The following is a 22,571-nucleotide window of genomic DNA, read 5'->3' on the forward strand; positions in this document are numbered from 1 at the left end:
GGAATCGGCCAGGCAAGAAAAAACCGCCCCGAAGGGCGGTTTCCTTTTATTGCAGGCTGCGGATCAGAGGCCGTTCTTCGCCTTGAACTCGCGGCGGCGGCGGTGCAGCACCGGCTCGGTGTAGCCGTTCGGCTGCTTCGTGCCTTCGACCACCAGCTCCAGCGCGGCCTGGAAGGCCACGTTGTCGTCGAAGTTCGGCGCCATCGGGCGGTACAGCGGGTCGCTGGCGTTCTGCCGGTCGACCACCACGGCCATGCGCTTCAGGCCTTCCACCACCTGCTCCCGGCTGATCACGCCGTGGCGCAGCCAGTTGGCCAGCAGCTGGCTGGAGATGCGCAGGGTGGCGCGGTCTTCCATCAGGCCGACGTCGTTGATGTCCGGCACCTTGGAGCAGCCGACGCCCTGGTCGATCCAGCGGACCACGTAGCCGAGGATGCCCTGGCAGTTGTTGTCCACCTCGTTGGCGATCTCTTCCGCGGTCCAGTTGGTGTTGGGCGCCAGCGGGATGGTCAGGATGTCGTCCACCGAAGCCGGCGCGCGCCTGGCCAGCTCGGCCTGGCGGGCGAACACGTCGACCTTGTGGTAGTGCAGCGCGTGCAGGGTGGCGGCGGTCGGCGACGGAACCCAGGCGGTGTTGGCGCCGGCCAGCGGGTGGGCGATCTTCTGTTCGACCATCGCGGCCATCAGGTCCGGCATGGCCCACATGCCCTTGCCGATCTGCGCCTTGCCCTGCAGGCCGGTAGCCAGGCCGACGTCGACGTTGTTGTTCTCGTAGGCGCCGATCCACTTCTCGCTCTTCATGGCGCCCTTGCGCACCACGGCGCCGGCTTCCATGGAGGTGTGGATCTCGTCACCGGTGCGGTCGAGGAAGCCGGTGTTGATGAACACCACGCGCTCGCGGGCTTCCCTGATGCAGGCCTTGAGATTGACCGTGGTGCGGCGCTCCTCGTCCATGATGCCGACCTTCAGGGTGTTGCGCGGCAGGCCGAGGACGTCCTCGACGCGGCCGAACAGCTCGCTGGTGAAGGCGACTTCTTCCGGACCGTGCATCTTCGGCTTGACGATGTAGACGCTGCCGGTGCGGGTGTTCCTGCGGGTGGTGTTGCCGTTCAGGTTGTGCACGGCGATCAGGCTGGTGAACAGGCCGTCCTGGATGCCTTCCGGCACTTCGTTGCCGGCGGCGTCGAGGATCGCCGGGTTGGTCATCAGGTGGCCGACGTTGCGCACGAACAGCAGGGAGCGGCCGTGCAGGGTCAGCGCGGAGCCGTCGGCTTTGGTGTATTCGCGGTCCGGGTTCATGGTGCGGGTGAAGGTGCTGCCGCCCTTGGAGACTTCCTCGGCGAGATCGCCCTTCATCAGGCCCAGCCAGTTGCGGTAGACCACGACCTTGTCGTCGGCATCGACCGCGGCGACCGAGTCTTCGCAGTCCATGATGGTGGTCAGCGCGGCTTCCATCAGCACGTCCTTCACGCCGGCGGCGTCGGTCTTGCCGATGCTGTGTTCGCGGTCGATCTGGATTTCGAAGTGCAGGCCGTTGTTCTTCAGCAGCACGGCGCTCGGCGCGGCCGCATCGCCCTGGAAGGCGAGGAACTGGGCGGCGTTCTTCAGGCCGCTTTCGGAACCGTTGGCCAGGCGCACTACAAGATTTCCGCCAGCCACTACATAAGCGGCGGCATCGACGTGGGAGCCCGATTCCAGAGGGGCCGCTTCGTCGAGGAAGGCGCGCGCGTAGGCGATGACCTTGTCGCCGCGGACCTTGTTGTAGCCCTTGCCCTTCTCGGCGCCGTTCTCCTCGCCGATCACGTCGGTGCCGTAGAGCGCGTCGTACAGCGAGCCCCAGCGGGCATTGGAGGCGTTCAGGGCGAAGCGCGCGTTCATCACCGGCACCACCAGCTGCGGGCCGGCGACGCGGGCGATCTCGTCATCGACGTTCTCGGTGACGGCCTGGAAATCCGCGGCTTCCGGCAGCAGGTAGCCGATTTCCTCGAGGAAGGCCTTGTAGGCCACGGCATCGTGGGCCTGGCCGGCGCGCGCCTGGTGCCAGGCGTCGATCTTCGCCTGGAGTTCGTCGCGCTTGGCGAGCAGCGCCTTGTTCTTCGGTGCGAGGTCGTTGATCACTGCTTCCACGCCGGCCCAGAACTTGTCGGCGGCGACGCCGGTTCCCGGGATGGCTTCGTTGTTCACGAAGTCGAACAGCACCTTGGCGACCTGCAGGCCACCGACTTGAACGCGCTCAGTCATTGCTTGCCTCACTCTGCTCAGAACCAGCTTTGGACTGCGGCAAAATCGCCTTGTAGTCCGAGTTGCGGGATACTACATGATGCGACGGGAAAAACCAGTGGGCTAAAGTCGAGGACCGACCAGGAAGCACGCAACAGTCATGCAGTGGCAATAATGTTCGCAAAAAATTGAGTGATTGTTCCAGATAAATCTTGAAACCGTACACGATTGCCCTGCCGACAGCTCTGCGGCGCCCCGTCGCAGCCACCCCGGGAAGTCCACCTATACTTCTTTTTCCAACCCTGAAAAAGCCTTTTCCCGCCCGTCGCTTCCAGGAGTCTGCCTTATGGATCATCTCGTTCTTACAGTCATCGCTCCGGATCAGCCGGGGCTGGTGGAACGGATCGCCCAGTGCATCGCCGCCCATGGCGGCAACTGGCTGGAAAGCCGCATGTCGAGGATGGCCGGGCAGTTCGCCGGAATCCTCCGCGTGGCGGTGCCGGCGGAAGGCTACGACGAACTGGTGGAGGGCCTGCAGGGCCTGGCCGACCAGGGTATCCGCGTGCTCCTGGCGGAAAGCGGCATCGAGCCGTCCTGCAACTGGAAGCCGATCCATCTCGACCTAGTGGGCAACGACCGCCCCGGCATCGTCCGCGACATCACCCGCCTGCTCGCCGAGCAGGGCGTGAACCTGGAGCGGCTGACCACCGAAGTCCTGCCGGCGCCGATGAGCAGCGAACCGCTGTTTCACGCCGAAGCCGTGCTCGCCGTCCCCCTGACGCTGTCGCTGGAAGCGCTGCAGCAGCGCCTGGAAGCGCTGGCCGACGACCTGATGGTGGAGCTTAATCTCCATAATGGAGAGTGAAGGGCGTATCTCCTTGCCGGCTGTGGACAAGTCTGTGGTCAGCCTGTGGGCTGTTGGCTTGGAAGCCCATGGATGCTGGCCCAGCTGAGCGATGGATGGTTCCGGGAATTGTGCACAGCTGGCGTGGACGGGAATGTGCGCGGCCTGTGGATGGATTGCCGTGAGGATTGTGGGGCGTGGGGTTCAGCGTTCTGTACGTTTTTCGATCTGAAAGTGCACCGGGCGCTGCGGCGCATGTCATGCACAGATGCCGTGGATCAGCCTGTGGAAAAGCTCCGGATTCCTTGCCGGAAGCCGGGCCTGGCAAGGGTTGTACGGCCTGGTTCAGGAAATGAGCAAGGGGCCTGAAGGCGGCTGGATCCGTGCGGAACAGGGGAAAGGTGCCGCGTTATCCACGTTCGCGCTGGATGAAGCTGTGGACAACATGCGGGTTATCCTCTGCAAGCCAGGCGCTGCGTGGCTTGCAGGGATTCGCTCGATTTTTGCTCAGCGGCTGCGGGTGACCCGGTACCAGGCGTCCGCGCTGTAGACGATCAGCCCGGCCCAGATGAAGGCGAAGGACAGCAGCCGCGTGCTGTCGAGGTGCTCGCCGAACAGCAGCACCGCCTGCAGCAGCACCAGGGTCGGCGCCAGGTACTGCAGGAAGCCGAGGGTGGCGTAGGGCAGGTGGCGCGCGGCGGCGTTGAAGCAGACCAGCGGCACCAGCGTCACCGGGCCGGCGGCGGCCAGCCAGAGCGCTTCGTGGCTGGTCCAGAATTCCGCCTGGGTGCTCGGGCCGTCGCTGAACGCCAGCCAGCCGAGGGCCAGTGGCAGCAGCAGCCAGGTTTCCACCACCAGCCCGGGCAGCGCGGCCACCGGCGCCTGCTTGCGGATCAGCCCGTAGAAACCGAAGGTCAGCGCCAGTGTCAGGGACACCCAGGGCAGGTTGCCCAGCTGCCAGACCTGCTGTGCCACGCCGATCGCCGCCAGGCCGACCGCCACCCATTGCAGCGGATACAGCCGCTCGCGCAGCACCAGCAGGGCCAGGAGGACGTTGATCAACGGGTTGATGTAGTAGCCGAGGCTGGCTTCCAGCATGTGCCCGTTGTTCACCGCCCAGACGTAGATCAGCCAGTTGCAGGCGATCAGCATGCCGCTGCCGGCCAGCACCGCCAGCCGCCACGGATTCTCGCGCAGCTCGCGCCACCAGCCGGGATGCTTCCATACCAGCAGCAGGAGCGCGCCGAAGATCGCCGACCAGATGGCCCGGTGGGTAATGATCTCCAGCGCCGGAATGCGTTCGAGCAGTTTGAAATAGAGCGGAAAGAGTCCCCAGATCACATAGGCAGTGAGGCCCAGGGTGTAGCCCAGGCGGGGGTTGGCGGTGGCCATGGAACGTCCTTGGATAGGCAGCTAAGGGTTGTCCGGGCCATTCTAGGCGGGCGGCCGCGGGTTGTCTGTGCGTTCAGGTTTTTCGGCGGCGGCGCATGGTGGCTGGAGTAGGGCGAATGAAGCGGAACGCTTCATCCGCCGATAACGCCACGCCGATGGGATGGCGGATAACGCTGGCGCGTTATGCGCCCTACCCGGACATTCCAGCGAAACCCTGTAGGAGCGGGCCATGCCCGCGACCACCGTGCAGTCAGAACAACCGCAACGGCTCCTCGTCCAGCGCCGCCAGCTGTTCGCGCAGGATCAGCACCTGCTCGCCCCAATAGCGCTCGCTGCCGAACCAGGGGAAGCTCGGCGGGAAGGCCGGGTCGTCCCAGCGCCGCGCCAGCCAGGCGCTGTAGTGCATCAGGCGGATGGAGCGCAGGCCTTCGATCAGCGGCAGTTCGCGCGGATCGAAGTCGTGGAATTCCTGGTAGCCATCCATCAGCTCGGAGAGCTGCGAGAGGCGCTCATGGCGCTCGCCGGCGAGCATCATCCACAGGTCCTGCACCGCCGGGCCCATGCGGCAGTCGTCGAGATCGACGATGTGGAAGACGTCGTCGCGGCACAGCAGGTTGCCGGGATGGCAGTCGCCGTGCATGCGGATCGCGTTGTACGGGACGCGGGCGAACAGCTCGTCGAGCCGCTTCAGCAGGTCGCGCGCCACCGATTCGTAGGCCGGCAGCAGGCTGGCGGGGATGAAGTTGCTCTCCAGCAGGGTTTCCAGGGATTCGTGGCCGAAGTTATCCACAGTCAGGGTTTCGCGATGGACGAAGGGCCGGGTGGCGCCCACCGCATGCAGGCGGCCGAGCAACTGGCCGAGGCGGTAGAGCTGGTCGAGGTTGCCCGGTTCCGGCGCGCGGCCGCCGCGGCGCGGGAACAGGGTGAAGCGGAAGCCGGCGTATTCGAACAGCGTCTCGCCGTCATGCAGCAGCGGCGCCACCACCGGCACTTCGCAGTCCGCCAGTTCGGCGGCGAAGCTGTGTTCCTCGCGGATCGCCTCGTCGCTCCAGCGCCCGGGGCGGTAGAACTTGGCGATCAGCGGTTCGCCTTCGTCGATGCCCACCTGGTAGACGCGGTTCTCGTAGCTGTTCAGCGCGAGCACCCGCGCATCGCTGCGGAAGCCGATGCTTTCCACCGCGTCGAGGACCAGGTCTGGCGTGAGGGCGGAAAAGGGATGGGACATGGCGGCGCACCGAAGCTGTGGTCAGAACGCCTAGTTTACGCGCGCCATGCCGGCAGTGGGCGGGCTAGTGAGTGCAACTGGCCTGTTCCGGCAGGTGATAGCCGGCCTTGGTCAGCATCTCGCCATGGGCGTCGAAATACTCGATGAAGCGCTCGGCCAGCTCATGCCGGGGGCCTTCCACCAGGACCACGTACTGCTGCCTGCAGGCGTAGGTATGCGGCGTCTCGCCACGGCCCATGGCGTGCAGCTTCTGCGGGCCGGCGCTGTCGTCGGCGAAATACATGTCGTAGAGCGCGCCCTGGGCGATCTCGTCGGCCATCTGGTCGCTGGGGCCGTCGATCAGCAGCACCTTGTTGCCGGTGTCCATCTGGTACTGGTCGACCAGCGGTTCGAGGGTGCGCATGATCTGGCTGCCGCTGGCGACCCGCAGCACGTCGGGCGTGGCCTGGCTGACCGCAGGCAGCAGGGATAGGAAGAGGGACAGCAGAAGGAGGGGAAGGCGGCGCATGGGCGGACACTCCAGGAGCGTGTGGAAGCCGCCGATTGGATCGCAAATGCGCCGTTTTCCGCTTGATATATGGCAGCCGTTCCTCAGAGCGGCGTGCCGAGGATCACCTGGGCCGGGGAGAACTGCGCGCGCACGTAGTCGCCCACCTGCAGGCGCAGCATTTCGATGCGCTCCGGATCGACCAGCGCGCAGAGCATCTGGCCGCTGGGCAGCTGGATGCGCACTTCGCTGGGGCCGTCGCCGGCTTCGCGGATTTCCTCGATGTTGCCTTCCAGCGCGTTGAGGCCGTCCGGGCAGGCGATCTGTGGCAGGTCGACGTAGAGCCAGCCAGCCTTCATCAGCGCGATCACCGGCTGGCCGCTGCGCAGCTCGAGCTTTTCCGTGCTTTCCCGGGTGACCCGCGCCTGGATGCGCGCGCCGCCCGGCAGTTCGATGTGCACCAGGTCGTTCAGCCCCATGTGCTCGATCTCGCTGACCCGCCCATGCAGCTGGTTGCGCGCGCTGGTGCGCATCATCAGGCGGCCGATCAGCTCCAGGTCGGCCTGCTGCTCGACATTCTCGACGATGCGTTCGCGCAGTTCCTCCAAGTGCTGGTAGAGCGCCAGCAGGCGTTCGCCGTCGGCGGTCAGGCGCGCGCCGCCGCCGCCCTTGCCGCCGACGCTGCGCTCCACCAGCGGGCGGTCGGCCAGGTTGTTGAGTTCGTCGATGGCGTCCCAGGCGGTCTTGTAGCTCATGCCGGCGGCCTTGGCGGCCTGGGTGATCGAGCCGAGCTGGGCGATCTGCGCGAGCAGGGCGATGCGCTGCGGGCGGCGGGTGACGTGCTGGGTGAGGAGGCTGAGGGTGGTCATGGCAAGCGCTGCAACGATTCTTGTTTCAGTCGAGAGTCGATCATACCGGGGTGGAAGGCAAGCGCGGATTCAATCCGGTTTCGCCGTGCGCGCCAGGCAGTACACGTCGACCCGCGCCGCGCCTGCCTTGCGCAGCAGGCGGGCGATGGTCTCGGCGGTGCTGCCGGTGGTCAGCACGTCGTCCACCAGCGCCAGATGCGCGCCGCGCAGATCGCCGCCGGATTCCAGGGCGAAGGCATGGCGCAGGTTGCGCTTGCGGGTGGCGGCGTCCAGGCCCTGCTGCGGCGGGGTTTCCTGCACGCGACGGACGAGGTTCCCGCGCACCGGCAGCCGCAGTTCCCGGCCGAGCCAGTCGGCCAGCAGGCCCGCCTGGTTGAAGCCGCGCTGACGCTGCCGCAGCGGCGCCAGGGGCACCGGCAGCAGCAGGTCGGGGCGCGCCAGGCCGTCATGGAAGGCATGCTGCAGATGGCGCGCGAGCAACTGGCCGAGCAATCGTCCCAGCGGCCACTGCGCGTGATGCTTGAAGCGGGTGACCAGGCTGTCCAGCGGGAAGGCGTAGCGCCAGGGCGTCTCCACCCGGGCGAAGGCCGGCGGCTTCTTCAGGCACTCGCCGCAGACCAGGCCGTGCGCCTGCAGCGGCAGGGCGCAGATCGCACAGTGCGCGGCGAGCCACGGCAGGTCGGCATCGCAGCCGGAGCAGAGCGGCAGTCCGGGCGCGTCGGCGGTGGCGCCGCAGAGCAGGCAGGCGGGGCGCAGGTCCAGCCAGACGGGGCGTAGCCGCGCGAGCAAGGTCTTGTGCATGTCGCCCCTCCATGGGCGGGGAATCAATGGATCAGCCAGCTCATCACGATCAGGCCGAGGAAGGTCCAGACCAGGCCGCCGAAGATCGAGCGGCGCAGGAATGCGCGGATGCCACTGTAGAGCAGCAGCAGGCCGATGAAGAGGACGACGAAGCTGAAGAACGAGACGTCCATTCCGATGGCCCGCGCCAGGCCGTGGAGGAAGTCGTCCATCGCGCCCCAGACGCCGCCGAGCACGCCGGAGAGCAGGTCGACGAGGAAACGGATGGCCTTGCCGAGCGTTTCGCCGAGCCAGTCGAAGAAGCTTTCTGTACCCATGAATCCCTTTGTTCCCTGGGGAATGTTGATTTGGAGCGAAGATTAGCCGTTCGGTTCAGCGGAAGCATGTGCTGTTCATTTGTTGATCATATGTCAACCTGTGTCTTTTCACAGGTTGACAGCATCCAACGGGTTCTGAATTATTCAGCAAGCCTGATTCCCGGTGGCGCGCCGCCGGGCACCCCTGACAAGAGGCGCCCCGAAGCGTCACAAGGAAGCCGAACCATGACTGCCACCGCAGCCCAGACCACCCGCCACGACTGGACCCTCGCCGAGGTCCGCGCCCTGTTCGAGCAGCCGTTCAACGACCTGCTGTTCCAGGCGCAGGTGGTGCATCGCAGCCACTTCGATGCGAACCGCGTGCAGGTGTCCACCCTGCTGTCGATCAAGACTGGCGCGTGCCCGGAAGACTGCAAGTACTGCCCTCAGTCCGGCCACTACAACACCGGCCTGGACAAGGAAAAGCTGATGGAAGTGCAGAAGGTGCTGGAAGCCGCGGCGGAAGCCAAGGCCATCGGCTCCACCCGCTTCTGCATGGGCGCCGCGTGGAAGCACCCGTCCGCCAAGGACATGCCCTACGTGCTGGAAATGGTCAAGGGTGTGAAGCGCCTCGGCCTGGAAACCTGCATGACCCTCGGCAAGCTGACCCAGGAGCAGACCCAGGCGCTGGCCGAAGCGGGCCTGGACTACTACAACCACAACCTCGACACCTCGCCGGAGTTCTACGGCAACATCATCACCACCCGCACCTACAGCGAGCGCCTGCAGACCCTGGCCTACGTGCGCGAGGCGGGGATGAAGATCTGCTCCGGCGGCATCCTCGGCATGGGCGAGTCGGTGGACGACCGCGCCGGCCTGCTGATCCAGCTGGCGAACCTGCCGGAGCATCCGGAATCCGTACCGATCAACATGCTGGTCAAGGTGCAGGGCACCCCGCTGGCCGAGGAGAAGGACGTCGATCCGTTCGACTTCATCCGCACCCTGGCGGTTGCCCGCATCATGATGCCGAAGTCCCACGTGCGCCTGTCCGCCGGCCGCGAGCAGATGAACGAGCAGATGCAGGCCCTGGCCTTCATGGCCGGCGCCAACTCGATCTTCTACGGCGAGAAGCTGCTGACCACCACCAACCCGCAGGCGGAGAAGGACATGCAGCTGTTCGCCCGCCTCGGCATCAAACCGGAAGAGCGCGAGGAGCACGCCGACGAGGTGCACCAGGCCGCCATCGAGCAGGCGCTGGTGGAACAACGCGACTCCCGGTTGTTCTATAACGCGGCTTCGGCCTGACCTGCTTTCCTTGTAGGAGCGAGGGGGACGCCTAGTCCTTGCTCGCGAACCGACCGGCATCTGCGCATCCGGGTAGGCCGTTCGCGAGCAAGCTCGCTCCTACAGGTTCTCCATCGGGGGGACCGCTGCCGACTCGGGGTTGCGTATGTCTTTCGATCTGAATTCCCGCCTTGCCCAGCGCCAGGCGGACGACCTCTACCGCCTGCGCCCGCTGCTGGAAAGCCCGCAGGGTCCGGAAGTGGTCATCGACGGCCAGCCGCTGCTGGCCTTCTGTTCCAACGACTACCTTGGCCTCGCCAACCATCCCGAGGTGATCGCCGCCATGCGTGCCGGCGCCGAGCGCTGGGGCGTGGGTGGCGGCGCCTCGCACCTGGTCAACGGCCACTGCGGACCGCACCACGAGCTGGAACTGGCCCTCGCCGAATTCACCGGCCGGCCACGCGCGCTGCTGTTTTCCACCGGCTACATGGCCAACCTCGGCGCGGTCACCGCGCTGGTGGGCAAGGGCGACACGGTGCTGGAAGACCGCCTCAACCACGCCTCGCTGCTGGACGCCGGCCTGCTCTCCGGCGCGCGTTTCTCGCGTTACCTGCACAACGACGCGACGAGCCTCGCCTCGCGTCTGGAGAAGGCCGAGGGCAATACCCTGGTGGTGACCGATGGCGTGTTCAGCATGGACGGCGACCTTGCCGACCTGCCGGCCATCTGCGCGGCTGCGCGGAAGAAGGGGGCCTGGGTGATGGTCGACGACGCCCATGGCTTCGGCCCGCTGGGCGCCAACGGCGGCGGCATCGTCGAGCATTTCGGCCTGGGCATGGACGACGTGCCGGTGCTGGTCGGCACCCTCGGCAAGGCTTTCGGCACCGCCGGCGCCTTCGTCGCCGGCAGCGAGGAGCTGATCGAGACGCTGATCCAGTTCGCCCGTCCCTACATCTATACGACCAGCCAGCCACCGGCGGTGGCCTGCGCCACGCTGAAGAGCCTGGAACTGCTGCGCAGCGAAGGCTGGCGCCGCGAGCATCTGGACAAGCTGATCGCGCGCTTCCGCAAGGGTGCCGAAGACATCGGCCTGACCCTGATGGACAGCTTCACGCCAATCCAGCCGATCCTCATCGGCGGCAGCCGCCAGGCCGTGGAGCTGTCCGCCGAGCTGCGCGGGCACGGCATCATGGTCGGGGCGATCCGTCCGCCGACCGTGCCGGCCGGCAGCGCGCGCCTGCGCGTGACGCTTTCCGCCGCTCACAGCGAAGCGCAGGTCGACCGCCTGCTCGACGCCCTGGCCGACAGCTGGCAGCGGGTGTCCGCTAGTCTTCTCGCAGAAATCGAAGGCGAGGAGGGTGACGATGCGTGACCAACTGATTCTGCTGCCCGGCTGGGGCCTGGGCTGTGCGCCACTGGAACCGCTGCGCGAGGCGCTGCTGGAGCAGGCGCCACATCTCAACGTACAGATCGAACCGCTGCCCGCTATCGGCGAGGCCGCGGACTGGCTGGATGAACTGAACGACAGCATTCCCCACGATGCCTGGCTCGCCGGCTGGTCGCTGGGCGGCATGCTCGCCGCCGAACTGGCCGCGCGGCGTGGCGAAGCCTGCCGCGGGCTGGTCACCCTGGCCGCCAACGCCTGCTTCCGCCAGCGCGACGACTGGCAGGCGGCGATGGCGAACGCCGTCTTCGAGGACTTCTTCGAAGCCTTCCTGCTCGACCCGGCGCAGACCCTGAAACGCTTCACCCTGCTGGTCAGCCAGGGCGCCCGCGATGCCCGCACCCTGGCGCGCCAGCTGCAGGTGGCGCTGCCGCAGCTGGACAGCGAGGCGCTGTCCGCCGGCCTGCAACTGCTCGGCCAACTGGATACCCGCCAGGCGCTGCACAACTACCCGGGCCCGCAGCTGCACCTGTTCGCCGGCAACGACGCGCTGGTCCCGGCGTCCGCCGCCGAGGCGCTGCTGGAGTGGCTGCCGGACGTGGAGGTGAGCGTGGTCGAAGGCGCCAGCCACGGCCTGCCGCTGGAGCGGCCGGACGAGGTGGCGACCGCGATCCTGCGTTTCATGCGAGAGGGCGAGGATGTCTGATCTGTCGGTCGCGACCCAGGGCGTGCTGCCGGACAAGCGCCAGGTCGCCGCGTCCTTCTCCCGCGCGGCGGAGACCTACGATGCCGTCGCCGAACTGCAGCGCGGGGTGGGCGAAAGCCTGCTGGCGCGCTTGCCGGCCATCGCGCCGCAGCGCTGGGTCGATCTCGGTTGCGGCACCGGCTATTTCAGCCGGGCGCTGGGCCGGCTTTTCCCCGCGGCCGAAGGCCTCGCCGTGGACATCGCCGAAGGCATGCTGCGGCATTCCGCCAGCCTCGGTGGCGCGCGCCATTTCATCGGTGGTGATGCCGAGAGCCTGCCGCTGCGCGACGAGAGCTGCGACCTGGTGTTCTCCAGCCTGGCCATCCAGTGGTGCGCGAACCTGCCGGCGGTGCTGGCCGAGGCGCGGCGCGTGCTGCGTCCGGGTGGCGTGTTCGCCTTCAGCAGCCTGTGCGTCGGCACCCTCGGCGAGCTGCGCGAGAGCTGGCAGGCGGTAGATGGCTTCGTCCATGTGAACCGTTTTCGCCCCTTCGCCGAATACCAGCAGCGCTGCCCCGACAGCGGGCTGCAGGTGCTGGAGTTATCCACAGAGGATCGCGTGCTGCATTTCCCCGACCTGCGCAGCCTGACCCACGAACTCAAGGCCCTCGGCGCGCACAACCTCAACCCCGGCCGCCCCGGCGGGCTGACCGGCCGCGAGCGCATCCGCGCGCTGATCGCCGCCTACGAGCGCTTCCGCCAGCCGGAAGGGCTGCCGGCGACCTACCGGGTGGTCCACGCCATTTTGCGTAACCCCCTGTAGGAGCGGCCCATGGCCGCGACCTTGCAATCGCGGGCATGGCCCGCTCCTACAACATGCCCGCGCAATGCGTGGGATCGATGAGTCGAGAGCTGAAATGCCCCACGCCTACTTCATCGCCGGCACCGATACCGAAATCGGCAAGACCACCATCGCCTGCGGCCTGCTGCATGCCGCGCGGATGGCCGGGCTGTCCACCGCCGCGGCCAAGCCGGTGGCGTCCGGCTGCGAACGCACCGCAGCCGGGCTGCGCAATTCCGACGCGCTCGCCCTGCTCGGCGAGTGCTCGCTGCCGCTGGGCTATTCCCAGGTGAATCCCTATGCATTCGAGCCGCCTGTCGCGCCGCACCTGGCGGCGCGGGAAGTCGGCATCAAGCTCACCGCGGCCGGGCTGTTCGAGCCGGTGCAGAAGGTGCTGGAGCTGGGCGCCGATTTCACCCTGGTGGAGGGCGCGGGCGGCTGGCGCGTGCCGCTGAGCGGCGAGGAAAGCCTGTCCGACCTGGCGATCCGCCTCGGCCTGCCGGTGATCCTGGTGGTCGGAGTGCGCCTGGGCTGCATCAACCACGCGGTGCTCAGCGCCGAAGCGATCCTGCGCGACGGTCTGCCGCTGGCCGGCTGGGTCGCCAATATCGTCGAGCCTTCCACCTCGCGCATCGAGGAAAACCTCGCCACCCTCGCCGAACGCCTGCCCGCCCCCTGCATCGGCCGCGTGCCGCGCCTGCCGCAGGCGACTCCGGCTGCCGTCGCCGACCATCTCGACCTCGATATCCTCGACCTCTCCCTCTGATCCTTTCCGCGCCCACGAAAAGCCCGTCCGCCGGGCTTTTCGTGTTGGGCTTTACTTGTCAGGAAAGGGGTGGCTGGAATGGTACTGGCGTGTCTGACTGGCTGGTCAGTCTTCATGCTTGACAAGGCATTGCGCTGATACGTATGTTTCAAACGCCTGTTTGATTGTCGGGGCGCCGTGCGCGCCGACTGGGCGGCCGGGAATCATCCCGCACTGCGACCGCGAGGCCGGTCACCCATTTACCAGAACCCTTCGTAGAGGTTTACCGCTATGCCCGAATACAAGGCCCCTTTGCGTGACATCCGTTTCGTTCGTGACGAGCTGCTCGGCTACGAAGCGCACTACCAGAGCCTGCCTGGCGCCCAGGACGCCACTCCGGACATGGTCAACGCCATCCTCGAAGAAGGCGCCAAGTTCTGCGAACAGGTGATCGGCCCGCTGAATCGCGTCGGCGACCAGGAAGGCTGCACCTGGACTGCGGAAGGCGTGAAGACCCCGACCGGCTTCAAGGAAGCCTACCAGCAGTTCGTCGAAGGCGGCTGGCCGAGCCTGGCCCATGACGTCGAGCACGGCGGCCAGGGCCTGCCGGAATCCCTCGGCATGGCGATCAGCGAGATGATCGGCCAGGCCAACTGGTCCTGGGGCATGTACCCGGGCCTGTCCCACGGCGCGATGAACACCCTGAGCGCCCACGGCACTCCCGAGCAGCAGCACACCTACCTGACCAAGCTGGTTTCCGGCGAGTGGACCGGCACCATGTGCCTGACCGAGCCGCACTGCGGCACCGACCTGGGCATGCTGCGCACCAAGGCCGAACCCCAGGCCGACGGCAGCTACAAGGTCACCGGCACCAAGATCTTCATTTCCGCCGGCGAACACGACATGGCCGACAACATCGTCCACATCGTGCTGGCCCGCCTGCCCGACGCCCCGCAGGGCACCAAAGGCATCTCCCTGTTCATCGTGCCGAAGTTCCTGCCGAATGCCGAAGGCGGCGTAGGCGAGCGCAACGGCGTGAGCTGCGGTTCCATCGAGCACAAGATGGGCATCCACGGCAATGCCACCTGCGTGATGAACTTCGATGCGGCCACCGGCTTCCTGATCGGCCCGCCGAACAAGGGCCTGAACTGCATGTTCACCTTCATGAACACCGCCCGCCTGGGTACCGCGCTGCAGGGCCTGGCCCACGCCGAAATCGGTTTCCAGGGTGGCATCGCCTACGCCCGCGAGCGCCTGCAGATGCGTTCCCTGACCGGCCCGAAGGCTCCGGAAAAGGCCGCCGACCCGATCATCGTGCATCCGGACGTGCGCCGCATGCTGCTGACTGCCAAGGCTTTCGCCGAAGGCAACCGCGCGCTGCTGTACTTCGCCGCCAAGCAGGTCGACATCGTCCAGCGCAGCCAGGACGAAGAGCAGAAGAAAGCCGCTGACGCGATGCTGGCCTTCCTCACCCCGATCGCCAAGGCGTTCATGACCGAAGTCGGCTTCGAAGCCGCCAACCACGGCGTGCAGATCTTCGGCGGCCACGGCTTCATCGCTGAACACGGCATGGAGCAGAACGTCCGCGACAGCCGTATCTCCATGCTGTACGAAGGCACCACCGGCGTGCAGGCCCTCGACCTGCTGGGCCGCAAGGTGCTGATGACCCAGGGCGAGGCGCTGAAGGGCTTCACCAAGGTCGTGCACAAGTTCTGCCAGGCCAACGAAAGCAACGACGCCGTCAAGGAATTCGTCGCCCCGCTGGCGCAGCTGAACAAGGAGTGGGGCGAACTGACCATGAAGGTCGGCATGGCCGCCATGAAGGACCGCGAGGAAGTCGGCGCCGCCTCGGTGGACTACCTGATGTACTCCGGCTACGTGACCCTGGCCTACTTCTGGGCCGACATGGCCCGCCTGGCCGCCGAGAAGCTGGCCGCCGGCACCAGCGAGGAAGCCTTCTACAAGGCCAAGCTGCAGACCGCGCGCTTCTACTTCCAGCGCATCCTGCCGCGTACCCGCACCTACGTGGCCACCATGCTGTCCGGCGCCGGCAACCTGATGGACATGGCCGAGGAAGATTTCGCCCTCGGCTACTGATTTGCTCCGCACTGGAGAAAGGCCCGCCAATCTTGGCGGGCTTTTTTTATTTCCGTGGCGGGCAAATGGGTGTGACCAATGTGTGAATATCTGGTCATGCAATGACGCTACGTTTCGCAATAGTTGTAGGTGTAAGCTCCGTAGCAATACGCGTTCGCGTAATCCATCAGCCGTCGTTTGTTCGAGGAATTCCCATGGCCGACTACAAAGCCCCGCTGCGTGACATGCAGTTCGTCCTCCATGAAGTGTTCGAAGTCGCAAGGCTCTGGGCGGAACTGCCGGCCCTGGCCGAGACCGTCGATGCGGACACCGCAACGGCGATCCTCGAGGAAGCCGGCAAGGTCACCGCGGGCAGCATCGCCCCGCTGAACCGTTCCGGCGACGAAGAAGGCTGCCAGTGGACGGACGGCGTGGTCAGCACCCCGGCCGGCTTCCCCGAGGCCTACCGTACCTATGCCGAGGGAGGCTGGGTCGGCGTCGGCGGCGATCCGGCCTACGGCGGCATGGGCATGCCCAAGGTGATCTCGGCGCAGGTGGAGGAGATGGTCCACTCGTCCAACATGTCCTTCGGCCTCTACCCGATGCTCACCGCCGGCGCCTGCCTGTCGCTCAACGCCCACGCCAGCGAGGAGCTGAAGCAGAAGTACCTGCCGAACATGTACGCCGGCGTCTGGGCCGGCTCCATGTGCCTGACCGAGCCGCACGCCGGCACCGACCTCGGCATCATCCGCACCCGCGCCGAGCCGCAGGCGGATGGCAGCTACCGCATCAGCGGCACCAAGATCTTCATCACCGGCGGGGAGCACGACCTCACCGGGAACATCATCCACCTGGTGCTGGCCAAGCTGCCCGACGCGCCGGCCGGTCCCAAGGGCATCTCGCTGTTCCTGGTGCCCAAGGTCATGGTCAACGCCGATGGCTCGCTGGGCGAGAAGAACGCCGTGTCCTGCGGCTCCATCGAACACAAGATGGGCATCAAGGGCTCGGCCACCTGCGTGATGAACTTCGATGGCGCCACCGGCTGGATCGTCGACGCGCCGAACAGGGGCCTGGCGGCGATGTTCACCATGATGAACTACGAGCGCCTGGGCGTCGGCATCCAGGGCCTGGCGGCTGGTGAGCGCTCCTACCAGAGCGCCGTGGAATACGCCCGTGAGCGCCTGCAGAGCCGCGCGCCGACCGGTCCGCAGGAGAAGGACAAGGCCGCCGACCCGATCATCGTGCACCCCGACGTGCGCCGCATGCTGCTGACCATGAAGGCCCTGACCGAGGGCGGCCGCGCCTTCTCCAGCTACGTCGCGATGCAGCTGGACACCGCCAAGTTCAGCGAGGAAGCCACCACCCGCAAGCGCGCCGAGGAACTGGTGGCGCTGCTCACCCCGGTGGCCAAGGCGTTCCTCACCGACGTCGGCCTGGAAGCCTGCGTGTATGGCCAGCAGGTGTTCGGCGGCCACGGCTACATCCGCGAATGGGGCCAGGAGCAACTGGTACGCGACGTGCGCATCGCGCAGATCTACGAGGGCACCAACGGCATCCAGGCGCTGGACCTCGCCGGGCGCAAGATCGTTGGCAGCGGTGGAGCCTTCTACAAGCACTTCAGCGACGAGGTGAAAACCTTCGCCGAGGGCGCCGGCACTGAGCTGGCGGAATTCGTCGAGCCGCTGAAGGCCGCCATCGCCAACCTCGACGACCTCACCGCCTGGCTGCTGGACGCCGGCAAGCGCAACCCCAACGAAATCGGCGCGGCCTCGGTGGAGTACCTGCACGTGTTCGGCTACACCGCCTATGCCTATATGTGGGCGCTGATGGCGCGGGCCGCGCTGGGCAAGGAAGGGCAGGACGAGTTCTACGCCAGCAAGCTGGGCACCGCGCGCTTCTACTTCGCCCGCCTGCTGCCGCGTATCCACTCGCTGACTGCCTCGGTGAAGGCCGGTAGCGAGTTGTTGTTCCTGCTGGATGCGGCGCAATTCTAAGATTGCACCCCAGAGCCCTCTCTCATTGAGAGAGGGCTCTAACCCTCAATGTGATGTCCCTTCTGCATACTCGATCTTGTTGCCGACGTTGTACTTGCCGGACGGCTTGTTCATCGGCAAGCGCTTCACCTCTTTCAGCGTGCGGGCGTCATAGACCACCAATGCACCCTGCGTGTCCCAGACGCTGAGCAGCGCATAGCGCCCGTCGCGGGTGAACTCGACGTGGCCGGCGGTCTTGCCGGGCATGGGCTGCAGGCGGTGGGCGATTTCCAGGCTCTGCTTGTCGATCAGCAGGATCTCGTCGTTCTTTCTGCCGAGGAAGGTGTCGGTCCAGGCATAGGGCGAATCGGCATGGCTGCGCATGAAGAAGCCGGGGCCTCCGGTTTCGATTTCCTTGATCGGCTTCCAATCCTGCAGATCGATGACCGAAACGACGCCGCGGCTGATGTTGGGCGTGGCGAAAACCCAGCGGCCGTCGCGCTGCCAGTAGATACCCGAACCCAGGTGTGGCATGCCCGACAGGGGGATTTCGGCAACCTTTTCGCCATTGTCGAGATCGATGACTTCGCCGCCTTTGGCCTGCCGTGAGCTGCCCAGCAGGTAGCGGTAGTCCGGAGTGAAGGAGAAGTCGTCGAGATAGTCCTGGACCTCCAGGCGTCTCGGGATGGTCGGTTCCTGGCCCGCGTAGGGCAGTTCCCACAGTTCGTGCACGTCCTTCAGCGCTACCACGAAGCTGTGCCGGGGCGGGGCGGTGTATGCCGCACTGACCCGCGATGGCTTGCCGGCCCGGTCCTGCGCGGGAATCACGCGCACCAGCGAAAGGTCGCGGCCATCCAGCAGCACCAGGTTCCCCGGCAGGTAATTGCCCACCAGCACCCAGCGGCCGTCGTCGCTGACCGCAAGGTTGCGGGTGTTCAGCCCGGCGCGAATCTCGGCAACCGTCTTCAGGTTGTACAGGTCGTAGAGGGTGATCCAGCCGTCGCGCGAGGCGAAATACACGAAACGGCCGTCCGGCGAGAATTTCGGTCCGCCGTGCAGTGCGTAGCGGGAGGCGAAACGGCTGAGCGGTTCGAAGCTGTCGCCGTCGAGGATGGTGACATGGTGATCGCCGGACTCGACCACGACGAACAGGTTCAGCGGGTCGCTTCGATAGGTGGGGTGCGCAGGCAGGCTGTCCGGCGCATTGGCGATGACATGGCTGGCGCGTATGTCGGCGGCCTCCCAGCGCGGAGGCCTGGCTGGCGGCTGGTAGAGATAGGCGACCAGGCTGTCGATCTGGCCGTCGTCGAGTTGCCCGGCGAAGCCGGCCATCTGGGTTGCCGGGCGGCCATTGCGGATCACTGCGCGGACCTGCTCAGGCTTCAGCCGTCCGAGGCTTTCCGGCAGCAGCGCCGGGCCGCTCGCGCCGAGTCGTGCATTGCCGTGGCAGGCCTGGCAATGCTGCTGGTAGAGCTGTTCGGCAGCATTCTCGCCGGCATGGACGATGGCGGCAAACAGGTACAGTGCCAGCGAAGCGATCAGGCGCATAACTCTGCCTCGCTGGCCGGCCGGGTCAGGGACGGTTGCTTGAGACAGGAGAGCATCGCTTCGTCGAACAGGGCCACCACCTTGCCGATCACGATCAGCGTGGGCGGCTTGAACTGCTGCTGCGCGGCCAGTTGCGGGAGATTCCACAGTTCGCCGCGGACTACCTGCTGTGTGCTCTGGGTGCCCTGGCTGATCAATGCGGCGGGGGTGGTCGTGGGCAGGCCGTGTTCCATCAGTTGCCGGGCGATCTCGCCGAGATTGCCCAGGCCCATGTAGAACACCAGGGTCTGGCGTTCGCAGGCCAGCTTTTCCCAGTCCAGCAGCAGGCGGCCGTCGTTCTGCAGATGGCCGGTGACGAACACGCAGGACTGGGCCAGTTCGCGGTGGGTCAGCGGGATTCCTGCGTAGGTGGTGCAGCCGGAGGCGGCGGTGATGCCGGGCACCACCTGGCAGGGAATGCCGTGGCGCAGGAGGGTTTCCAGCTCTTCGGCGCCGCGGCCGAAGATGAACGGATCGCCTCCCTTGAGCCGCACCACGCGCCGCCCGCTGTGCGCCAGGCCGAGCAGCAGCAGGTTGATTTGTTCCTGCGGCAGGCTGTGGAAGCCACTGCGCTTGCCGACATAGTGCAGTTCGCACCCTTTCGGCAACACCCCGATGAGCTCGTCGGCCACCAGGCGGTCATGGACGACCACGTCAGCCTGCTGCAGCAGACTCCAGGCCCTCAGGGTGAGCAGGCCGGGATCGCCGGGACCGGCGCCGATCAACGCGACGCTGCCGGGTTCGAGGGTTGCACCGAACAACTGGGAAGGAAGATCCATATCGCCTGCCTCATACGGCCTCAAGGGGAATTCGACGGGGCTCGACCAGCCCGATTTCCGTGTCGCTCAGGTGGCATCCGGGGTCCTCGCCCCACAGGTCGCCATCCGCCCAGGCGCGGGTCCGGGTATTGCCATTGCAGATGTCCAGCCAGCGGCACGCTGCACACCGGCCTCCGACATGGCGCGGATGCTGGCGCAGTTGCTGGAGCAGCGCGGCGGGCCGTTCGAACCACAGTTCGGCGAAGCGCTGCTGGCGTACGTTGCCGACGCTGTGATGCCACCAGTAGGTGTCGGGATGCACGTTGCCGGTGTTGTCGATGTTGGCGATGCCCGCGCCGGAGGCATTGCCGCCCCAGTTCCGCAGCATCCGCTGCAGACGGTCCAGCTGCCGGGGGCGACGGCGTTCCACCCAGGCGAGCAGCAGCACGGCGTCGGCGTCGTTGTTGCCGGTGACGAAGTCGCTGTCGCATCCCGTGCGGATGTCTTCGTCGGCGTGGCTGAAGAGCAGTTCCACCGCCTCGCGGGCGCGCTGGTGATGGGCGTCGAGCTTGCGGCTGCGGCGTCCGCGTCCGCTGTAGTTGAGGTGGGAAAGATAGAACTTCTGCACGTGCAGTTCGCGCATCAGGTCGAGCAGCGCCGGCAGTTGCGGGGCGTTCTCCTCGGTCAGGGTGGTGCGCATGCCGACGCGGATGCCGGCCTCCCGGCACAGGCGCATGGCGCCCAGGGCGCTATCGAAGCTTCCGACCTGCCGGCGGAAACGGTCATGGGTTTCCCGCAGGCCGTCGAGGCTGATGCCGACGTAATCGAACCGGGCATCGACGATGCGCTGGATGTTCCGCGAGTCGATCAGGGTCCCGTTGCTGGACAGCGCGACGAGCATTCCGTGTTGCCGGGCGTGGGCGGCGATTTCGAACAGGTCGGGGTGCAGCAGCGGTTCGCCGCCGGAAAGGATCAGGACACGGACGCCTGCGCTGTGCAGGTCATCGATGCCCCGCAGGATTTCAGGCGTGGACAGCTCGTCCCGGAAGGTGCTGTCGGCCGAGGTGGAATAGCAGTGCCTGCAGGTCAGGTTGCAGCGACGCAGCAGGTTCCAGATCACCACGGGTGGGCGGGGCGTACCGGTAGGCGCGGCGTGGGCGCCTTCCTCCGGCATCTCCAGGCTGCGCAGGTAATGGCTGATTCTCAGCATGTCCGCTCCTCAGGCAGGCGCAGTCCGGTTTTCTTCAGGATGTGGCTGCTGACCAGCATGTCGTCGGCCCGACAGCTTTCGTCCAGGAGTACGCGGATCTGCCGGCGATAGTCATCGATTTCCTCGCGGCTGCGGCCGTGAACCATGGCGAACAGGTTGTAGGGCCAGCCGGGCAGGTGCCGCGGGCGTCGGTAGCAGTGGCTGACGAAGGGCAGGATGCCGACGATGCGGCCATACCGATCTACGAGTTGGTCGTCGACGTCCCACACGGTCATGCCGTTGTGTCGGTAGCCCAGACGGTAGTGATTGGGTACGGCGGCGATCCGGCGGATGATGCCGGCGTGCTGCAAGCGGCGGATCAGGGCGAGGGTTTCCGCAGGGGACAGTTGCAGCTGTTCCGCCAGCCACTCCCAGGGTTCGCTGACCAGCGGCAGGCCGGCCTGTGTCAGCGCGATCAGGCGGCGGGCGAACAACTGGTCAGAGGGGGAAATGCAGACCGACATGATAGGTAGCCTCCTTGGGCAGCGAGAGCACCGGCAATCCGGTTTCGTCTTCCAGGCGGGCGAGGGTCGCGGCCATCTGTTCGGGGCTTGCGCAGGCCAGGACGAACCACATGTTCAAGTGGTGCTCGCGCCGATAGTTGTGCGCCACCTCCGGCATGGCCTGCAGATGCGCGGCGACTTCATCGAAGCGGTCTCCCGGGACGCTCATGGCGGCCAGGGTGAAGGCGCCGCCAAGCGGCTCGATGTCGAACATGGGGCCGAAACGGGTCAGCGTTCCGTCGTCCAGCAGGCGTTGCAGGCGCGCCAGCAGTTCCTCTTCGCTGCACTCCAGTTGCTTCGCCACCCCGGCGTACGGGTGAGGTTCCAGCGGCAGACCGTACTGCAGTCGGTCGAGCAGGCGTCGGTCGAGATCATCCATCGCTGGCCTCCATCGGGTCCGGCAGGGTGGTGTAGCGGGCTCCGCATTGCTTGAAGGCGCGCAGGCTGAACAGCATCCGGTGTGGCCGATCGCGCAGGCCGTATCGGTCGAGCAGAGCCAGGACCTGCTGTTCCACCGCCTCGCGCTCGCGGCCGTGGATCATGCAGAACAGGTTGAATCGCCAGTGGGGAAGTCGGCGCGGGCGTCGATAGCAGAGGGAGACGGCCGGCTCCCGTCCAAGCGCCTGGCCGATGGCGTCGACCCGATCGTCGTCGATGTCCAGTACCAGCATGGCGTTGGCCGTGAATCCCAGCGCGCGATGGTTGACCACCAGGCCGACGCGCCGGAACAGCCCGGTATCGCTCCACCGCTGAACCTGCTCCAGTACCTGTACCTCATGGGCGCCGATCTGTTCCGCCAGGTTCCGGTACGGTCGCCGCGTCAGCGGCAGCCCTTGCTCGAGAAGATGGCGCAGGTGCCGTAGCTGTCGTTCATCGAGCGGTGCGAAGGCGGTCATGAGCGGTTCCGAATGGCGGGAACGCCAGGTCGATGTGGTAGGCCTGCAGCATCGGCAGGTCGAGGGGCTGCAGCCCCGTGTCCGCAGCGATCTCGTCCAGAACTTCCTCGATGCGCGCACGGCTGTCGGCAGTCAGGACGAACCACAGGTTGTAGCGGTGGTCACGCTGGTAGTTGTGGTTGACTTCGGGATAGCCGCTGATGCGTTGCGCGACGCACTCCAGTCTCCCGGGGGGAACAGCCAGGGCCGCCAGGGTGCTGGCGCCGGCCAGGCGATGCTCGAATACCGGACCGACGCGGGAGAGGGCGCCGCACGCCTGCAGGCGTTCGAGATGCTGCAGGACTTCCTGCTCGTCGCAGCCCAGCATCTCGGCGATCATGCGGTAGGGTTCCGCACAGATCGGCATGCCTTTCTGGAACTGTTCCAGGAGCTGGCGGCTGAGGGGATCGAGGGTCATGG

The 22,571-nt window shown here is 66.5% G+C and carries 22 protein-coding genes; 8 read left to right on the forward strand and 14 right to left on the reverse strand.

Annotation, left to right across the window (positions count from 1 at the left end):
* Positions 1-63 precede the first annotated feature (63 nt).
* Entirely contained in the window at positions 64-2,241 is a 2,178-nt protein-coding gene (locus tag BLR75_RS15615; RefSeq protein WP_084312823.1) for a malate synthase G, read from the reverse strand.
* Positions 2,242-2,566: 325 nt separating this feature from the next.
* On the opposite strand from BLR75_RS15615, the gene BLR75_RS15620 reads away from it, so the two are divergent.
* Complete coding sequence (locus BLR75_RS15620) at positions 2,567-3,085, forward strand: glycine cleavage system transcriptional repressor (protein WP_084312821.1); 519 nt, start codon at positions 2,567-2,569, stop codon at positions 3,083-3,085.
* Between the two features lie 486 nt (positions 3,086-3,571).
* Here BLR75_RS15620 and rarD read toward each other — a convergent pair whose 3' ends face one another.
* The 6 genes from rarD to BLR75_RS15655 form a co-directional block, all read right to left on the reverse strand.
* The gene (rarD, locus tag BLR75_RS15630; RefSeq protein ID WP_084312819.1) at positions 3,572-4,456 is read right to left on the reverse strand and encodes an EamA family transporter RarD; all 885 of its coding nucleotides are present in this window, start codon (positions 4,454-4,456) and stop codon (positions 3,572-3,574) included.
* 250 nt (positions 4,457-4,706) lie between these two features.
* A complete protein-coding gene (locus tag BLR75_RS15635) occupies positions 4,707-5,681 on the reverse strand; it encodes a serine/threonine protein kinase (protein WP_084312817.1) in 975 nt (324 codons plus the stop codon).
* A 64-nt stretch (positions 5,682-5,745) separates the two neighbouring features.
* Positions 5,746-6,189 carry a substrate-binding domain-containing protein gene (locus tag BLR75_RS15640; RefSeq protein WP_084312815.1) on the reverse strand — a complete coding sequence of 148 codons (444 nt, stop codon included), beginning with the start codon at positions 6,187-6,189 and terminating at the stop codon, positions 5,746-5,748.
* Positions 6,190-6,272: 83 nt separating this feature from the next.
* Entirely contained in the window at positions 6,273-7,037 is a 765-nt protein-coding gene (locus BLR75_RS15645; protein WP_084312813.1) for a TOBE domain-containing protein, read from the reverse strand.
* Between the two features lie 69 nt (positions 7,038-7,106).
* Positions 7,107-7,838 (reverse strand): ComFC family protein, encoded by a 732-nt coding sequence (locus tag BLR75_RS15650; protein WP_084312812.1) that lies wholly within the window; start codon positions 7,836-7,838, stop codon positions 7,107-7,109.
* Between the two features lie 23 nt (positions 7,839-7,861).
* A complete protein-coding gene (locus tag BLR75_RS15655; protein WP_084312810.1) occupies positions 7,862-8,155 on the reverse strand; it encodes a hypothetical protein in 294 nt (97 codons plus the stop codon).
* Positions 8,156-8,380: 225 nt separating this feature from the next.
* Between BLR75_RS15655 and bioB the strand changes: the two genes are divergently transcribed.
* The 7 genes from bioB (at position 8,381) to BLR75_RS15690 (ending at position 17,140) form a co-directional block, all read left to right on the forward strand.
* Positions 8,381-9,439 (forward strand): biotin synthase BioB, encoded by a 1,059-nt coding sequence (gene bioB, locus BLR75_RS15660; RefSeq protein ID WP_084312808.1) that lies wholly within the window; start codon positions 8,381-8,383, stop codon positions 9,437-9,439.
* 145 nt (positions 9,440-9,584) lie between these two features.
* Positions 9,585-10,790, forward strand: a complete 1,206-nt coding sequence (gene bioF, locus BLR75_RS15665; protein WP_084312806.1) for an 8-amino-7-oxononanoate synthase — start codon at positions 9,585-9,587, stop codon at positions 10,788-10,790.
* Positions 10,783-11,508, forward strand: a complete 726-nt coding sequence (locus BLR75_RS15670; protein WP_084312804.1) for an alpha/beta fold hydrolase — start codon at positions 10,783-10,785, stop codon at positions 11,506-11,508. Before bioF ends, BLR75_RS15670 begins: the two co-directional genes overlap by 8 nt.
* Entirely contained in the window at positions 11,501-12,307 is an 807-nt protein-coding gene (gene bioC / locus BLR75_RS15675) for a malonyl-ACP O-methyltransferase BioC (protein WP_084312802.1), read from the forward strand. Before BLR75_RS15670 ends, bioC begins: the two co-directional genes overlap by 8 nt.
* A gap of 94 nt (positions 12,308-12,401) precedes the next feature.
* Positions 12,402-13,091, forward strand: a complete 690-nt coding sequence (gene bioD, locus BLR75_RS15680) for a dethiobiotin synthase (protein WP_084312800.1) — start codon at positions 12,402-12,404, stop codon at positions 13,089-13,091.
* Positions 13,092-13,361: 270 nt separating this feature from the next.
* A complete protein-coding gene (locus BLR75_RS15685; protein ID WP_084312798.1) occupies positions 13,362-15,167 on the forward strand; it encodes a phenylacyl-CoA dehydrogenase in 1,806 nt (601 codons plus the stop codon).
* A 194-nt stretch (positions 15,168-15,361) separates the two neighbouring features.
* Positions 15,362-17,140: an acyl-CoA dehydrogenase C-terminal domain-containing protein gene (locus BLR75_RS15690; protein WP_084312796.1), complete on the forward strand. Its 1,779-nt coding sequence runs from the start codon at positions 15,362-15,364 to the stop codon at positions 17,138-17,140.
* 45 nt (positions 17,141-17,185) lie between these two features.
* On the opposite strand, the gene BLR75_RS15695 is transcribed toward BLR75_RS15690, so the two are convergent.
* From BLR75_RS15695 to BLR75_RS15725, 7 genes are read right to left on the reverse strand one after another with little or no spacing between them, the layout of a single operon-like run.
* Positions 17,186-18,667 (reverse strand): nitrite reductase, encoded by a 1,482-nt coding sequence (locus BLR75_RS15695; RefSeq protein ID WP_084312795.1) that lies wholly within the window; start codon positions 18,665-18,667, stop codon positions 17,186-17,188.
* Positions 18,658-19,485, reverse strand: coding sequence for a uroporphyrinogen-III C-methyltransferase (gene cobA, locus BLR75_RS15700; RefSeq protein WP_084312793.1), 828 nt, complete (start codon positions 19,483-19,485; stop codon positions 18,658-18,660). Before cobA ends, BLR75_RS15695 begins: the two co-directional genes overlap by 10 nt.
* A gap of 10 nt (positions 19,486-19,495) precedes the next feature.
* Entirely contained in the window at positions 19,496-20,674 is a 1,179-nt protein-coding gene (gene nirJ / locus BLR75_RS15705; protein WP_084312791.1) for a heme d1 biosynthesis radical SAM protein NirJ, read from the reverse strand.
* Positions 20,668-21,177 carry a siroheme decarboxylase subunit beta gene (ahbB, locus tag BLR75_RS15710; RefSeq protein WP_084312789.1) on the reverse strand — a complete coding sequence of 170 codons (510 nt, stop codon included), beginning with the start codon at positions 21,175-21,177 and terminating at the stop codon, positions 20,668-20,670. Before ahbB (BLR75_RS15710) ends, nirJ begins: the two co-directional genes overlap by 7 nt.
* Positions 21,152-21,595 (reverse strand): Lrp/AsnC family transcriptional regulator, encoded by a 444-nt coding sequence (locus BLR75_RS15715; protein ID WP_084312787.1) that lies wholly within the window; start codon positions 21,593-21,595, stop codon positions 21,152-21,154. The genes ahbB (BLR75_RS15710) and BLR75_RS15715 overlap by 26 nt, the downstream gene beginning before the upstream one ends.
* Positions 21,588-22,112 (reverse strand): siroheme decarboxylase subunit beta, encoded by a 525-nt coding sequence (gene ahbB, locus BLR75_RS15720; RefSeq protein WP_084312785.1) that lies wholly within the window; start codon positions 22,110-22,112, stop codon positions 21,588-21,590. Before ahbB (BLR75_RS15720) ends, BLR75_RS15715 begins: the two co-directional genes overlap by 8 nt.
* Positions 22,087-22,569 carry an Lrp/AsnC family transcriptional regulator gene (locus tag BLR75_RS15725; protein WP_084312783.1) on the reverse strand — a complete coding sequence of 161 codons (483 nt, stop codon included), beginning with the start codon at positions 22,567-22,569 and terminating at the stop codon, positions 22,087-22,089. Before BLR75_RS15725 ends, ahbB (BLR75_RS15720) begins: the two co-directional genes overlap by 26 nt.
* Positions 22,570-22,571 lie beyond the last annotated feature (2 nt).

It is taken from the genome of Pseudomonas jinjuensis (assembly GCF_900103845.1).
GTDB classification, from domain to species: domain Bacteria; phylum Pseudomonadota; class Gammaproteobacteria; order Pseudomonadales; family Pseudomonadaceae; genus Pseudomonas; species Pseudomonas jinjuensis.

What these genes read in the sequence shown, in the direction of transcription:
- nirJ (WP_084312791.1), bottom strand. Translation starts at nt 20,674, where the DNA reads ATGCTGAGAATCAGCCATTACCTGCGCAGCCTGGAGATGCCGGAGGAA.
- BLR75_RS15635 (WP_084312817.1), bottom strand. Translation starts at nt 5,681, where the DNA reads ATGTCCCATCCCTTTTCCGCCCTCACGCCAGACCTGGTCCTCGACGCG.
- BLR75_RS15620 (WP_084312821.1), top strand. Translation starts at nt 2,567, where the DNA reads ATGGATCATCTCGTTCTTACAGTCATCGCTCCGGATCAGCCGGGGCTG.
- BLR75_RS15690 (WP_084312796.1), top strand. Translation starts at nt 15,362, where the DNA reads ATGGCCGACTACAAAGCCCCGCTGCGTGACATGCAGTTCGTCCTCCAT.
- cobA (WP_084312793.1), bottom strand. Translation starts at nt 19,485, where the DNA reads ATGGATCTTCCTTCCCAGTTGTTCGGTGCAACCCTCGAACCCGGCAGC.
- BLR75_RS15615 (WP_084312823.1), bottom strand. Translation starts at nt 2,241, where the DNA reads ATGACTGAGCGCGTTCAAGTCGGTGGCCTGCAGGTCGCCAAGGTGCTG.
- bioF (WP_084312806.1), top strand. Translation starts at nt 9,585, where the DNA reads ATGTCTTTCGATCTGAATTCCCGCCTTGCCCAGCGCCAGGCGGACGAC.
- rarD (WP_084312819.1), bottom strand. Translation starts at nt 4,456, where the DNA reads ATGGCCACCGCCAACCCCCGCCTGGGCTACACCCTGGGCCTCACTGCC.
- BLR75_RS15715 (WP_084312787.1), bottom strand. Translation starts at nt 21,595, where the DNA reads ATGGATGATCTCGACCGACGCCTGCTCGACCGACTGCAGTACGGTCTG.
- BLR75_RS15695 (WP_084312795.1), bottom strand. Translation starts at nt 18,667, where the DNA reads ATGCGCCTGATCGCTTCGCTGGCACTGTACCTGTTTGCCGCCATCGTC.
- bioB (WP_084312808.1), top strand. Translation starts at nt 8,381, where the DNA reads ATGACTGCCACCGCAGCCCAGACCACCCGCCACGACTGGACCCTCGCC.
- BLR75_RS15670 (WP_084312804.1), top strand. Translation starts at nt 10,783, where the DNA reads ATGCGTGACCAACTGATTCTGCTGCCCGGCTGGGGCCTGGGCTGTGCG.
- ahbB (WP_084312785.1), bottom strand. Translation starts at nt 22,112, where the DNA reads ATGACCGCCTTCGCACCGCTCGATGAACGACAGCTACGGCACCTGCGC.
- bioC (WP_084312802.1), top strand. Translation starts at nt 11,501, where the DNA reads ATGTCTGATCTGTCGGTCGCGACCCAGGGCGTGCTGCCGGACAAGCGC.
- BLR75_RS15655 (WP_084312810.1), bottom strand. Translation starts at nt 8,155, where the DNA reads ATGGGTACAGAAAGCTTCTTCGACTGGCTCGGCGAAACGCTCGGCAAG.
- BLR75_RS15685 (WP_084312798.1), top strand. Translation starts at nt 13,362, where the DNA reads ATGCCCGAATACAAGGCCCCTTTGCGTGACATCCGTTTCGTTCGTGAC.
- bioD (WP_084312800.1), top strand. Translation starts at nt 12,402, where the DNA reads ATGCCCCACGCCTACTTCATCGCCGGCACCGATACCGAAATCGGCAAG.
- BLR75_RS15640 (WP_084312815.1), bottom strand. Translation starts at nt 6,189, where the DNA reads ATGCGCCGCCTTCCCCTCCTTCTGCTGTCCCTCTTCCTATCCCTGCTG.
- BLR75_RS15645 (WP_084312813.1), bottom strand. Translation starts at nt 7,037, where the DNA reads ATGACCACCCTCAGCCTCCTCACCCAGCACGTCACCCGCCGCCCGCAG.
- BLR75_RS15725 (WP_084312783.1), bottom strand. Translation starts at nt 22,569, where the DNA reads ATGACCCTCGATCCCCTCAGCCGCCAGCTCCTGGAACAGTTCCAGAAA.
- BLR75_RS15650 (WP_084312812.1), bottom strand. Translation starts at nt 7,838, where the DNA reads ATGCACAAGACCTTGCTCGCGCGGCTACGCCCCGTCTGGCTGGACCTG.
- ahbB (WP_084312789.1), bottom strand. Translation starts at nt 21,177, where the DNA reads ATGTCGGTCTGCATTTCCCCCTCTGACCAGTTGTTCGCCCGCCGCCTG.